This window comes from Streptococcus catagoni (genome assembly GCF_011421425.1).
Lineage (GTDB): Bacteria > Bacillota > Bacilli > Lactobacillales > Streptococcaceae > Streptococcus > Streptococcus catagoni.
The window spans coordinates 59,640-73,810 of record NZ_WPCW01000001.1 but is presented as its reverse complement, the minus strand read 5'-3'; the positions used below and the strand labels follow the sequence as shown (position 1 = coordinate 73,810).

The following is a 14,171-nucleotide window of genomic DNA, read 5'->3' as shown; positions in this document are numbered from 1 at the left end:
TTGTAGCATATTTAATAGTTTTTTGCGACTTTCAGGCCATTAAAAAGAGCTAAAGATTTCTCTCTAGCTCTTGCTTTCTTATTATTTTTTCACTTCTTGTTTGTAAAAGGCATTCAAGGCTTCTTGCCAAGTTGGTATTACAAATCCTGTAGCCTTTGCCTTGTCCAAATTCATTGTTGAATTTAAAGGGCGTTTAGCTTTGGCAGGAAAGGCAGACGAATCTACAGGGACAACTTCTACTTCTGTATCTTTAAGAATCTCTTTTGCAAAATCGTACCATGTTGTATCTTCTTTGGCATCATTTGAAAGATGATAATAGCCATAACCTTTCTTATTTTCAGCTAGATGGCACATGAATTCTGCAAGGGTGCGTGTCCAGGTTGGGCGTCCATGCTGATCATTAACCACTGTTAGACGAGGATGCGTTTTTGCAAGATTTTGCATGGTAAATACAAAATTCTTACCATAATGGCCAAATACCCAAGCTGTTCTGATGATGTAAAATTTTGGTGCATATTTTTCAACAGCCTCTTCACCTAGTCGTTTTGTGCGACCATATTCTGTTTTAGGATCTGGTTTGTCTGTTTCCAGCCATTCTTCTCCTACTGGTTTTTCACCGTCAAAAACATAATCTGTTGAAATATAAACAAGTGTTGCATCGTATTTTTGGCAGGCCTTGGCAATATTCTCTGTACCATCCACATTGATAGCCTGGTTTAGAGCTCTGCCTTCATCTTCAGCAGCATCAACTGCCGTATAGGCTGCACAGTGGTATACCAAGCTTGGTTTTACCTGTGAAAAGACCTCGTCAACCTCTTCTGGCTTTGTGATATCCATTTCAGCTACATCAACTGCTACATATTCTTCATTTCGCTCTTCTAGTAAAAATCGAAGTTCACTGCCTAATTGTCCCTTACTACCTGTTATTAAAATCATCCATTTTCTCCTACTTTTCTTCTTTATTAGAGGTTCTACCAAAATTAGTTAATAAAAGTATGTTCATACTCAGTGTTTCCAATAGAGATTTTCTTCTGAGCTTTAAGGTGCCTAATAATGATGCTCTTTTGATAAAGTTGGCATCTGATAAATCTACAAACTGCTGGAAAAATGTTTTACGATCATCTTGCATAAGTTCACTATAGTCTTTCAATATTAAATCAGCCCTGACAAATGACGCATTCATCATTTCCCAGAATGTCTTTAGGCCGTATTTACGACCATAGTTTTCTATAGATTCAGATTTCTTTTGTCGTCGCCATAATATGGTACTTTCAGGAATATAAATAATTTCCCCAACTGCCAGAGCTAATAGTGAAATATAGGAATCATGGGAGCCCCAATCCTTATATTTCCAAATAGTTGCCAGGGGGTGATTGATCATTATGGACATCCCATTTATTTGATTAAAAGCAATTTGTTCATTGATCTGTGTCTGAGCATCATTTTCACTTAAAAAATTTAAGTTTTCATCTACGCTTGTCCAGGTGGAATATACTAAGGTCGGTTCGTTGGTATCCTTACCTACCCTAGCTAAGAATACTTCAATTTTATTATCCTTCCAGACATCATCTTGGTCACAGAAAAAATAATAGTCTGCCTGTGCACATTTGACCAGTTCATAGAAAGAACGATGGCTGCCTAAATTGTTTCTCTCTCTTGGATTAATGAAATCAAATCTAGGATCTTTTTTACAATAATCATTGATAATACTCAGTGTTTGGTCTGTCGAGCCATCGTCTCTGATTTTGCAAACCCAATTAGAGTAAGTCTGAGACAATAGGCTATCCATTTGTTCTGGCAAATATTTCTCAGCATTATATGTCGCCAAGCAGATCATTACCTTTGGTTTCTCAGAAATAGCTGCCATAATATTACTAAATTCCTTTCAAATATCGAACATTTAAAATGTTGAAAATTTAACCTAGTCATATCATACACCAAAAAAGGGAATATTTCATCCCTTGAATGTCTTTTATCTAATCCCCAATGCAATACGGGCATAACGACTCATCTTATCTACTGTCCAAGCTGGATACCAGACCAGTTTAACCTCTGTTTTAGTCACTTCAGGGATATCACGCATGACATCATAGATTTGATCTGTCAATAAATCTGCCAATGGGCAGCCCATGGTCGTTAAGGTCATATCAATTTCTGTATAACCATTGTCCTCAAAACGAATTTCGTAGATCAATCCTAGATTGACAATGTCAATGCCCAACTCGGGGTCAATAACCATTTCTAAGGCTTCTAGAATGCGATCTTTTATTTTCACTACTTCTTCATCAGTATATTTTTTTTCAGTCAATTCCCATTCCTTCCTAAGAAACGTACAGTTTTAAAAGAGAATGCCCGTTAGAAGCATCTGAGCCTAGGGCATGGAGCCAAGAAAGATAATCCTACTATAGGAGACTAAAGCATCCTAATGCTGGATCGGCTTTAAAAAGGTCACTCAGATTTGCGCTCCTTTTTTGTTTTCAGGGAGCGGTTAAGAAGCTAAGGTAAGGTTCTCTTCTCTGTTTTCGGGAGAACCGCTGATAGCTGCCACTGGACCACAAAGCTCGTATTTTATTTCTAACTCGCCGTTAGAACACCACACTGTGGTGTTCTAATCCTCTATAAAGTCTCTTAATTGTTTGCTTCTGCTTGGGTGGCGGAGTTTGCGGAGAGCCTTAGCTTCTATTTGTCGGATACGTTCTCTGGTCACGTTGAAGACTTTACCAACATCTTCCAGTGTGCGCATTTTTCCATCATCAAGTCCAAAGCGTAGACGAAGAACATTTTCTTCACGGTCTGTGAGGGTATCTAGCACTTCATCTAATTGTTCACGTAGAACGACACGAGTCGTGTAGTCAACTGGATTTTCGATAACCTCATCTTCGATAAAATCACCTAGGTGACTATCATCTTCTTCACCAATAGGTGTTTCAAGAGAGACCGGTTCTTGAGCAATTTTTAGAATCTCACGTACCTTGTCTGGTGTCATTTCCATACGTTCAGCTATTTGTTCTGGTGTTGGATCCTGACCCAATTCTTGAAGAAGATTTCTTTGTTCACGAACCAGTTTATTGATGGTTTCAACCATGTGAACTGGAATACGAATGGTACGTGCTTGGTCTGCTATGGCACGGGTGATAGCTTGACGAATCCACCAGGTTGCATAGGTTGAAAATTTAAAACCTTTGGAATAGTCAAATTTGTCAACAGCTTTCATAAGCCCCATGTTACCTTCTTGGATCAAATCGAGGAACTGCATACCACGTCCTACATAACGTTTAGCAATAGATACCACCAAACGTAAGTTGGCCTCAGCAAGACGCTGTTTGGCTTCTAAATCACCTTGATCCACAAGGACAGCCAGGTCTTTTTCTTCTTCAGAAGTTAAGAGAGGAACAACACCGATTTCTTTAAGGTACATACGGACTGGGTCATTGACCTTGGCAGAATTGCTACCAATCAATTGTTCATCCGTTAGTTCTTCAGGTTTTGGACCTTCAACAACGTATTTTATAGAAGGATTACCATCCTTATCTGTTATGGAAATACCGCCATCCGTTAGACGTTCTAATAAATCATCTATTTGTTCAGCTTCCAATGTAAATGGAATAACAAGTTTTTCAGTTACCTCTTCATCAACAGCTGTACCTTCTTTTTTGTGGTTACGGATGAATTCTGCAACTTGAACATTAAAAGTGATCATTTCCTTTTCTTTTGCCATATTTTCCTCTATTCCATTTTTCTTTTTTGAGCAATTAAGTTTTCTAAAACATCTAAAGCTAGTTGGTGGTCACCCTTATTACTAGATTCCCTAACTTGTTTTCCTTGTTTATGTATATCTCGATCATAAAGGAGATTCTGACGTTTCCGAAGTATATCATCTATCTCACCATTTGCTATCTGCTCTGGAAGATTCTCTTCCAAAACACCATAATAGGCTTGGTTTACTTGCGGAGATAAGTTTAATAGATCATATGATGTTATCTCTCCATTAGTTTTTAGTAGTTGGTACAACTCTTGTAATTCAGCTGTTTCAAAGTGAAAATCTTCTCTGTTTCGAAAATCATTTAAAAGAAAATCATGATGAAGCAAACGGTAAAGTAAATGATTTTCTGTCTTGACTAAAGCCGTTAAGCTTCGAGAAAGGGGTAAATTTACTAGTTGCTTAGTTGGTTCTTGGTTTTGCGCCTGCCTTCTTTGCCTATCTTGCAATCTAAAGCTATTAACGGTCTGTTCAACTTGAAAATAGTCAAAATCAGGCAATAAATCAGCAACCTTATTGATATATGAATTTTGAGCTGTTATTGACGATACCTGAGCGATAATCTGTGAAATCTTTTCCACATAAGCAATTTGTGATTGGAGATTATCCATATTATCAGGTTTTAGATAATCAATGTAAAATTCGGAACTACTAATACGCGAATTTTTCAGTAGCTGGGCTAGGTCCTCAGGAGAATTTTTCTGAACAAATTCATCAGGATCCATCTGATTAGGTATCCTGACAATCTCAACTTGAAATTCTTTTAAAAGTTCTAAGGACTTGGCAATAGCATTTTGACCAGCATCATCACCATCATAGGTCAAGATAATTTTTTTAGTGATTCTCTTTAAATGTGCAATATGTTCATTTGTCAGTGCTGTTCCCATTGAAGCTATGGCATTTTCAAAACCAGCTCGGTAAGCAGCAATGACGTCCATAAAACCTTCCATTAGGTAGACTTCATGGCTTTTGGCTATGACTGGCTTGGCCTTATCTAAGTGATAAAATTCGTAAGACTTATTAAATAAGACCGTTGCCCTTGAATTTTTGTATTTTGCAACTTTCTTTTCACGATCACTTTCAGTCCATTGACGTCCTGAAAAGGCTATGATATTCCCGTATTCATCTGTTAGGGGAAACATAATACGATTACGAAAGGCATCATAAACAGTATTAGAGGTTTCTGATAAGTTGAATAAACCACTAGCAGCTAGCTTTTCATCATCATACTTCTTTTTTAAGCTTTGGTACAAATAATTCGATTCACTTGGTGCTAGACCAATCTTAAAATGCTCGATTAATTGATCATTGAGACCACGACTATAAAGATAGGACTTTGCTTCTTGCCCTATCTTTGTTGTCATTAGGACTGCATGGTAAAATTTTTGGGCATCCTCATGTATGTCTATTAAGGTCTGATGAGCATTTTTTTGAGAAGATAGAGGCTTGTTATTGGGTTTTAGGTCTAGAGCAATTCCAGATTTATCAGCTAGTATCTGAACACTCTCTAAGAAAGGAACCTGCCTATATGCCTCCACAAATTTAAAAACATCACCAGACCTGCCACAACCAAAACAATGAAAAAATTGCTTATCTTCAACAACATTAAAGGATGGGGTCTTTTCTTTATGAAAAGGACAGAGGCCTAGATAATGACGTCCAGCTTTTGAAAGACTGACAACTTCGCCTATGACATCAACGATATTAACACTATCTTTTATTTGAGAAATCAGTTCTTTATCAATAGCCAAGTTGTCACCTCCCCATAAAAAGCCCAGTATATTTTTTACATTTCATTATAACATTTGTCAATTGCTTTGTAAATTTTAAAAAAGCAGGGTAAAGAATTGGAAGTTTTATTAAATTTATGTTATGATTAGTAAAAATTAAAAAAGGGGATTCTCATGATTAAAGAACTAAAAGAATTTTTATTTAAGGGCAATGTTTTAGACCTTGCTGTAGCCGTTGTTATTGGAGCTGCTTTCAAAGCTATTATTGACTCTTTAGTAGCTGATGTGGTAACTCCACTTATCTTAAACCCAGTACTAAAAGCAGCTGGTGTTGCCAATATCGCACAATTATCATGGAACGGAGTTCACTATGGTAATTTTCTAGCTGCTGTTCTTAATTTCTTAGTTGTTGGTACAACTTTATTCTTCGTTGTTAAGGCTGCCAATAAAGCTATGAGCTTTAGAAAACAAGCTGAAGCTGAGGAAGAAGTCATCGCAGGCCCTACTCAAGAAGAGCTTTTAGTTCAAATCCGTGACTTGCTTGCTCAAAAAAACATTTAATTTCCTCTCAGGGATTAAAAACAGACTGACACCGCAAAAATGAGATTTTGCGGTGTTTTTCTTTAAGAAAGTTTACCAGAAAGGTAAGTTTATACTCTTAGGTAGAGTCAGTAAAGAACAAAGATGATATTAAAAGCAGCCTCAAGGAGACTGCTTTTAATATCATCTAAAATTAGAATTTTTTACGTTTGCGAGCTGCTTCTGATTTACGTTTACGTTTTACAGAAGGTTTTTCGTAGAATTCACGTTTACGAGATTCTTGAAGAGTACCAGCTTTAGTAACAGAACGTTTGAAACGACGAAGTGCATCGTCAAGTGATTCATTTTTACGTACTACTGTTTTTGACATGTGTTTCACCTCCTCAAGATATTGTAACATTTTCACGTTCTTAAATATATTACATAACTTTTCGGAAAATGTCAATAAACTTTCTAAAATTCTAGCACATACTAAGTAAAGAAATATTAAGGTAGCTTAGAAGCATGAAATCATTTGAAAAACTTCAGCATATTAGAAATCTGTATCTACATTAAATTCTAAAATATCCCACTTAGTGCTTATCACTTTAGCCATTGCTACAATTGACATTAATACAAATATTGCTAACGATAGTAAGAGAGATGGCAGCCAGATATTAATCCAAATCATAGTTTTATTAAACAGTTGGGTTATTCTAACAAACATTAAACTCAACACAAAATTACACATCAAAGATATTACCAGTGTTGTAAATGAATAAATGAGGATTTCAAATTCTTTTTAAAAAAAATATCTAGTGGTCTTAATCCTAAAATAAATAATTGTTTTATTTCAAATGTTTCTTTTTCTCTCCCTTCGTAATCTAGCTAACTTGCTTGAATTTAACTCATATAGATTTTGATCTTCTAAATAGCCCCCACTTGTAGGAGTTGGCAAACCAGAGATAATATTTAATAGTGTACTCTTACCAGATCCATGGACCAACTATACTTAAAAACTCACCTTTATTTACTTCATTAGTCAAACATAAAGCGACACTTAAAACATTTTTTTAATTGCAGAGCTGTTGAGAGTGCCATTTACTATGGCAGCTTTTCAGCTGGTTTTAAGCTTAAAGTTCCAGAACTTCCAATTTCTCACCACCTAAGAGGACAAGGTATTTATCAACCTTTTTGATTCCATAAGCCTGGATCAAGGCTTCTTCGTACAGACTTAATTGCTGAGTATAGCGATCCTTTAAGTCCAGACTATTTTTGTACTTATCTGTCTTATAATCAAACAAGATAATGCGATCCTCAAGCAAAAGGTAGCCATCTATAATCCCACGTACTACAAATTTTTCCTGGCTTAAGAGATCCTTTTTCAAAATGGCAAAAGCTGCTTCTCGGTGCAGTTTATCCTTCTTTTCTTGAATCAGTTGTCCAAGGCGGCTGTCTTCAAAGAAAGTCTGAATTTTTAGGACATCAATTTTTTCTTTTACCTCTGCTTCTGCTTCAACCTCATCCAAGGCTTTTAAGATATCTTCCTTGGTCACCTTTTCACTTATCTTGATCCTTTGCATTAGCTCATGTAGGCTAGAACCAATTTGACTGGCTTCAATTTTATGCTGATCTGAGAAATCTGGCAATTTAAATTCTTGGGCTTTTTGATAGTCTTTTTCAATAATATCAACACCTTCTGTATCCATCATGGATTGATAGAACTTCTTAACCTGACTAGGAGTTCTAACTGTTGGCAGATTAATTGCAGCCTTATACCTTTCATTAATTTCTTCAACTTTTTCCAGCATATCCAAAGCACGCACAATCTGCTCAGACTGTCTATTATCCCTCAGATTATCAGTTTTCAATTTAGGTTCAAGCTTAAGTTGACCAATTTTTTCATCACTGAGCTCATCCTCACCAACGTAGCTAATGTCGTAAAAAAGATTTTCATTTTTAAAGCTTTCATGAATGGCCAATAACCAGTCTTGAAAGGTCTGACTACTTTCTCTTAGTGACTGAGGCAAATGATTGCCCTGACGACTACCATCATATTTATGACTTAATTTTTCCTGACTTCCTTTGCCAACCAAAAATAATTTCTTTTCAGCTCTGGTCATAGCCACATATAGTAAGCGCATTTGTTCAGATAGGCTTGCCCGTTTCAATTGGTCTCGGTGCAGCTGATAAGGCAGAGTTTCTAAATAAACTTTAACACTTGAAAGCTGCTCTTCTCCCAATTGATCCTTAAGATCTGCCAGGTATTTGATCCCAATACCAGTTTGACGATTTAAAATGAGGGGTGACTGCACATCAGCCATGCTAAATTTTTTATCACAACTTAAAATGAAGACGTATTTAAATTCCAATCCCTTGGACTTGTGAATTGTCATCAAATTAACAGCATTTTTAGCTGGACTTACGGCCACATCAGCCAAATCATTCTGACTGGATAAAATCTTGTCAATCATCCCAATAAAACGTGAGAGTCCCTTAAAACCTGTTTTTTCAAACTGACTGGCTCTTAAGGCTAGAGCATACAAGTTAGCCTGAGCCTGCTCTCCTTTTGGTGAATCACTGACGTAATCAAAATAGAAGCGGTCATTGAAGATTTTCCAAATTAAATCATATAAGGAATGGGTCTTTGAAAAAGTACGCCAATCTTTTAGGGTCTGATCAAAATATGCTAACTTTTGGAACAATTCTTGGCCAATTAGTTGGGGATGTTGACCCTTAGACTGTAAAGAAGCAGTTATTTTTTCATAAAAACTCTCAGCTACTTCTCCTTGGGAATTCTGCAGAGCTATTCTTGTTAATTGATCTTCATCAAAAGCAAACATTGGGGATCTTAATAAGGCAACTAGGGCGTAGTCATTTAGAGGGTTATTAATGGTTCTCAGGGTATCTAGCATGACCATGACTTCCACTGACTTCAAATAATTATCCTGGCCTCCATCAGCCACCAAGGGAATACCAAAATAATCAAAGGTTTGAAAAATGCTATCATTTCGGGTTCTTGATGAGACAAGTAAGGTAATATCTGAAAAAGCTACCTTTTCTTTTTGATGTAAGGCAATGATTTCTTTGGCAACGAGTTTGATTTCTCCAGCTGATAGCTGATTTCCCATATCATCACTTTCTTCGGAACTAGAACTGGATGAATTTTCCTGACTATCAAGATCATAAATTAAGAGCTGACACTTGTTCTTATCTTTTGCTACTTTTTGACGATCACTGCCAGCTACTAAAAAATGGGTCTGATCATAGAGGATATCTCCAATATTTTCATCCATGAGGTGAGAAAAAACAGCATTGGTCGCATTAATCACCTCAGACTGGCTTCTAAAGTTTTCTTTTAGCAAAATTAATTTGCCATGGTCTGGATTTTCTTGGTAATCTTTGAACTTTTCATTGAAAATCTGTGGGTCAGCCTGTCTAAAACGATAGATAGACTGTTTGATATCACCTACCATAAAACGGTTATGACCTGTACTCAATAGTTCCAAAAGACGTTCTTGCATATGATTGTTATCTTGATACTCATCTACCATCACTTCATGGTATTTCTGTTGATAGGTCTGACGAATGTCTGGATATTCTTCTAAAATTCTGATTGCAAAATGAGCGATATCAGAAAATTCATAAGCATTTTCTTGTCTTTTAGCTTCTAAATAATTCCTTGAAAAGTCAGTTACAAATGCCTGTAGTAGTTCCAGGAGTGGCAGGGATTCTCCCTGATAAGTGAGAATGGTATCTAGGTGCCTTAAGGATCTTATCTGTTCCTGTAATTGTTTGTAGATGGGATATTTTTGTCCAAGAAGGGTGATATAACTGCTTGTTGGTAAAAGTTTTGTTAAATCCAGAGCTAGCTGCCCAATTTTTTCCTTACCATAGTAATGATCAAAATGCTTAGCCCAATCATAAAGTCTTTCAATGATCTCTAAGTGCTTAAGGTATTTTTTGCTTGGTAGACCTTTTTTAGTTAACTGCTCATAGTCCTCAAGCTCTGTTAGATCTTTTAATTGATCCGCCGTATCTTGCATGGAGAACAAGAAGGTTCCTATCGTTTGATCTGGTAAGTCTTTATAACTTTGCAGGCTTTTTGCTGCCTTTAAAAACCTCTTTTCCATCCACCATTCTGGATCGGCTGTTGATTGGCTGAAATAGTAGATTTTATAGACTGCTTCCCTAAAGACTCTTGAATTTTTAGCATTGGCAGAAAAATTCTTCACCAGCTTAATAAAGCTTTCAGCATGGTCACCTTCAAGGTAATCAGCAAATAGCTCCTTATAAACAGTATTTTTTAAGATATCTTGTTCAGACTTATCCTGCATGATGCGATATTTTGGGGATATGCCTATGCTATAGCCATGGTCACTGACTAATTTTTGTGTAAAGGCGTCCATAGTCCCAATATCTGCTAAGTAGAGGGATTGCAACTGCTTATTCAGGTAGGTATTAAGAGAAGTATCTCCTGTTTTCCTGATTTCTTCTAGGAGTTTCTTTTCTAGACGTTCTTTTAATTCCCTTGCAGCCTTAACTGTAAAAGTGGAAATAAAGAGATCCTCAATGGAAACACCACGTAAAATCTTGTCGATAATGCGCTCAACCATAACAAAGGTTTTCCCAGAACCCGCAGAGGCCGATACTAAGACATTTTGCCCGCTGGTGTAAATAGCTTCAATCTGTTCAGGAGTCCTCTTTTGTACCTGATCAGAAAGGGCTTCGTCAGCTTGTAAGGACTTGATTTCTTCTGGACTTAAAAAGAGTGGAAATAACATTAGAGACCTCCTTTTTGTTCATTTCGCATGAGCTCTAAGAAGCCCTGACGTTTTTCTTTAGCCGGAAGTTTAAGGAGATGTCTGGCTTGGCCTAAATCCAAGTCTGATTCAAAACGCGTAATAGCCTTTAATTGATCACCCTTTACTGTCTTACCATCTTCGGTATAAGGATTAATCAAAAAGTGTCCCCGACGAATGGCTCCTTCTGTTTTTAAAAAGAGATTCTGGTTATAAGCCAGTAACAGTTCCAACTCTTCTGCTGTAAAAATATTATTTTTAATCTGATATAAGCCATTAGCAAGCTTATCTTTTTCAGTTTCTAGGAAGATTCCCTTATATTTAAGGTCATCATATACCTTTTCAATCAGTTTTTCATCGACATTTTTGAAATGAGACAGATCCATTTTGGGCTCTTGCATATGTAAATACATGGCTCCAAAAAGCTTGCTGGACTTATCTTCCTTCATCACCTCTTGTAAAGCATTCAAATAAGTGATCAACTGTGAATTTAAACCATTATAAAACTTTTCAATATCGAACTTATTGGGACTTGACTTATAGTCAACCACACCAAGACTTTGATCTGATAAACGATCAATTCGATCAATAGTTCCACTAATGATAAGCTTGTCCCCTAGGGGCAGCTTAAATCTTTCTTCCTGCCTTAGCGTTTCTATAGTCTGATTGATCTTAAGGACACTGGCTGTGGCTTTGACAATATCTTCTAGAACCCTAAGACTGTACTTTGCTTCTGCATCTTCTTGGTAAAATTGTTTGAAAATCTTTTCTTGATTAACCACTTGCAAAGCCTTATCCACCTTTTCATCAAAAGAGATCTGACTTTGATCAGCAAGAACCATCTCAAAAACCCTATGTAAGTAGGTTCCATGATGTCTAGCATCTGGATGAATGGATTCTAATTCCTGAAGTTCAAGGACATATTGTAAGAAATACTTATATTGGTTTTCATAATAAATAGTCAGTGCAGAAGTAGAAAGGTTAAGGGGCTTATCTTCTGGAAAACGTAGGTTCATAACCTCTTCTGAAACAGTTTTTGTTTGGATATGATTAGGATTTTGCTCCCAAAAGAGTGTATTAGCTTCCAGTCTTTTTTTCAAATAGCGGAGCATAACAGTCCAGAAATTCTTTTCATCAGGATTTAAGTCCAGCTCACTCCGATTAATCTCAATCATTTTAGATAAGAGAGATTTATAGTTACCAATATCAGCATCCAGATTGGTTAAGGGCTCCCGATCCTTTTCAATAAAGGGAACTCCAAAGGAAAGCAATTCCTTTAAGTAGACAGATTGCTCTTCACTGACCTCATTTAAAACCAGGGGTGAACTCAAAATCAGCTGATCCTGGGCTGCATTAAATAAGGATAAGGCAGTGTAGAGACCTTTTTTACCACTTTCTTCACTGGCAATATCAAAATGTTTAAAGGCCTGTCTCAATTCATTTGTTTTAGCCCTCTCCTGATCACTGATGAGGCTATGGTTGATCACTACCTTTGGAAAGTTGGACTGGGTCAAACCAATAGCATAGACAAAGGCTTTATGATGGGGTTCAATCAAATCATAGGATTTGACAGAAACAACATCAAGATTTCCAGGAATGACACGGTAATCAGCTGACAGCATAGCAACCTTTATCAGAGAAAGTGCTTCATCTAGAGTCATTTTCTGATCAGAAAAAATATGATAAAAATGTTCTAAAATATCTGTAAAGGTCTTCCAAACCTGCTCTTCTCTTTCCAGAATCGTTTCATTTTGTCCCTGGCTCATTTTTTGAAAATTAGCTGCCAAGGAGATCTCCGAAAAGAATGCCATTACCTGTTTGATCAATGAAGAACCCAATTGTTTTTGACTCTTAAAGAGTTTTTGAAGTGGAAAAAAGACTAGCTTTCTCTGTTGATTTAGGGACTTCAGGTCAAACTTAAGCTTATCCTGCTTAGCTTTTGAATTAATGGTGAAATCTTTAGAAAACTTTGTATAACCATGAATATCAGCAAAATCCAAATAAGATTCAAAATGATCTAATTCATTCTCTGTGATTTTAGAAAAGAGTCCTGATTTTAGGAGATTAATAAGATCTTCTCTGCGCCAGTTATATCGTTTACACCTTTCTAGGGAATCTATAAACTGAACCAGAGGATGGTGAGACATTGTCTCTGCCTTTCCAAAATAGTAAGGAATGTCAAACTTATCAAAAATATGTCCAATTTGTAATTGATAAGCCTCAACGTCACCCAATAATACTAAAATATCCTTATAACGATGGCCCGTATAGAGCTTTTGACGGATGTCTTTAGCAACATTTTCAATTTCTTCTTTTTGGTCACTGTTTTGCCAGATACTGATGTGCTTTTTATCTTCTTCCTCCAGCAATGGTTCCAATTGAGTAAAGTCATGCTTAGCTTCAAAGAAGTGAGAAAGCTTCTGAAAGCTTTGGCAATACTCCTTCACTCCTTCTACATACTCGGGTTTTCTTTGGTAGTCAGCAGCCAATTTAGCCACAAAATCTAAACTAGCCTCATAGACATTTCCTGCAAAAAAGTTAGTTTTATAAGCTTTTTTACTGATATAAGTCCCAATAATGATATCTTTGCATCGCTTATTAAGCTGGTGAATGAGATACTCTTCTTCTGCTGAAAAACGTGTAAAACCATCAATAATAATAACTGTTTTGGCTAAATTTTGATCCAGATGACCACTTTCGATCTCTTCTGCAAAGTCTATCAGCTTGCTTGAGAAGGTGTAATTGGTCTGACTGAGGAGCTCATCTAATTTCGTAAAAATGGTAATCAGATCCTGTTTTTTTGCCTCATTTTCTAGCACTAAGTCAAAGACACTTAACTGACTAGTCTTCAACTCCTTATACAAATCCAGTAGTTCCTGAATAAAGGTTAAATCTGCTTTTAAGGCACTATAGAGTAACAAATCCTTCTCATCAATTTGTAAAAGTGCTTTATATATCAACATTGTCAAGGCATTATCATCTAGGTTCTCAGTATTTTTTTGGCTATTAAGCGTAAAATAGCGAGCCATTTGAGCAAAACGTGTAATGGTAATATCAAAAGAAGCTTCTTCTGGAAGCTCTTCTAAAACGGCTCTTTCTTTTTCAAATGAAAGGGAGCTTGGGGCAATATAAAAAACACGGTAGCCCTTTTTAGCATAGTCGTGTGCTTCTTTTGTTAATATTTCCCTTATAGAATAATGGATTTCTGTATAAAGTAACCTCATAATGTCCCTCTTTTAGTTTAGCCTTGTCTTTACTATTATAGCAAATAGACAAGGATTTTCCATTAAGAAAAAAGCAGCTCCTCTTGCTAAAGAAAGAGAAAATTTAAGTTAAATAATCATGCAATTCTCATAAAAA

10 protein-coding genes are annotated in these 14,171 nt (G+C 36.4%); 1 reads left to right on the top strand and 9 read right to left on the bottom strand.

The window, feature by feature from the left end:
* Window positions 1–81: 81 nt before the first annotated feature.
* The 5 genes from rfbD to dnaG form a co-directional block, all read right to left on the bottom strand.
* Window positions 82–936, bottom strand: coding sequence for a dTDP-4-dehydrorhamnose reductase (gene rfbD / locus HBN42_RS00350; RefSeq protein ID WP_165992633.1), 855 nt, complete (start codon window positions 934–936; stop codon window positions 82–84).
* Between the two features lie 10 nt (window positions 937–946).
* A complete protein-coding gene (locus tag HBN42_RS00345; RefSeq protein WP_165992631.1) occupies window positions 947–1,867 on the bottom strand; it encodes a glycosyltransferase family 2 protein in 921 nt (306 codons plus the stop codon).
* Between the two features lie 105 nt (window positions 1,868–1,972).
* Complete coding sequence (locus HBN42_RS00340; RefSeq protein ID WP_165992629.1) at window positions 1,973–2,308, bottom strand: metal-sulfur cluster assembly factor; 336 nt, start codon at window positions 2,306–2,308, stop codon at window positions 1,973–1,975.
* A gap of 300 nt (window positions 2,309–2,608) precedes the next feature.
* Window positions 2,609–3,718 carry an RNA polymerase sigma factor RpoD gene (gene rpoD, locus HBN42_RS00335; protein WP_165992627.1) on the bottom strand — a complete coding sequence of 370 codons (1,110 nt, stop codon included), beginning with the start codon at window positions 3,716–3,718 and terminating at the stop codon, window positions 2,609–2,611.
* 8 nt (window positions 3,719–3,726) lie between these two features.
* Window positions 3,727–5,538 (bottom strand): DNA primase, encoded by a 1,812-nt coding sequence (dnaG, locus tag HBN42_RS00330; RefSeq protein WP_165993745.1) that lies wholly within the window; start codon window positions 5,536–5,538, stop codon window positions 3,727–3,729.
* A 126-nt stretch (window positions 5,539–5,664) separates the two neighbouring features.
* Between dnaG and mscL the strand changes: the two genes are divergently transcribed.
* Window positions 5,665–6,051, top strand: coding sequence for a large conductance mechanosensitive channel protein MscL (gene mscL / locus HBN42_RS00325; protein WP_165992626.1), 387 nt, complete (start codon window positions 5,665–5,667; stop codon window positions 6,049–6,051).
* A 172-nt stretch (window positions 6,052–6,223) separates the two neighbouring features.
* Here mscL and rpsU read toward each other — a convergent pair whose 3' ends face one another.
* From rpsU to rexB, 4 genes are all read right to left on the bottom strand, one after another.
* Complete coding sequence (gene rpsU, locus HBN42_RS00320) at window positions 6,224–6,400, bottom strand: 30S ribosomal protein S21 (RefSeq protein WP_000048058.1); 177 nt, start codon at window positions 6,398–6,400, stop codon at window positions 6,224–6,226.
* A 462-nt stretch (window positions 6,401–6,862) separates the two neighbouring features.
* The gene (locus HBN42_RS10015; protein ID WP_235925329.1) at window positions 6,863–6,967 is read right to left on the bottom strand and encodes a hypothetical protein; all 105 of its coding nucleotides are present in this window, start codon (window positions 6,965–6,967) and stop codon (window positions 6,863–6,865) included.
* 175 nt (window positions 6,968–7,142) lie between these two features.
* Window positions 7,143–10,793 (bottom strand): helicase-exonuclease AddAB subunit AddA, encoded by a 3,651-nt coding sequence (gene addA, locus HBN42_RS00310; RefSeq protein ID WP_165992624.1) that lies wholly within the window; start codon window positions 10,791–10,793, stop codon window positions 7,143–7,145.
* Window positions 10,793–14,035, bottom strand: coding sequence for an ATP-dependent nuclease subunit B (rexB, locus tag HBN42_RS00305; protein WP_165992622.1), 3,243 nt, complete (start codon window positions 14,033–14,035; stop codon window positions 10,793–10,795). The genes addA and rexB overlap by 1 nt, the downstream gene beginning before the upstream one ends.
* Window positions 14,036–14,171 lie beyond the last annotated feature (136 nt).

Coding starts and splice junctions, on each gene's coding strand:
- rfbD (WP_165992633.1), bottom strand. CDS start 936: ATGATTTTAATAACAGGTAGTAAGGGACAATTAGGCAGTGAACTTCGA.
- HBN42_RS00345 (WP_165992631.1), bottom strand. CDS start 1,867: ATGGCAGCTATTTCTGAGAAACCAAAGGTAATGATCTGCTTGGCGACA.
- rpoD (WP_165992627.1), bottom strand. CDS start 3,718: ATGGCAAAAGAAAAGGAAATGATCACTTTTAATGTTCAAGTTGCAGAA.
- mscL (WP_165992626.1), top strand. CDS start 5,665: ATGATTAAAGAACTAAAAGAATTTTTATTTAAGGGCAATGTTTTAGAC.
- rpsU (WP_000048058.1), bottom strand. CDS start 6,400: ATGTCAAAAACAGTAGTACGTAAAAATGAATCACTTGACGATGCACTT.
- addA (WP_165992624.1), bottom strand. CDS start 10,793: ATGTTATTTCCACTCTTTTTAAGTCCAGAAGAAATCAAGTCCTTACAA.
- rexB (WP_165992622.1), bottom strand. CDS start 14,035: ATGAGGTTACTTTATACAGAAATCCATTATTCTATAAGGGAAATATTA.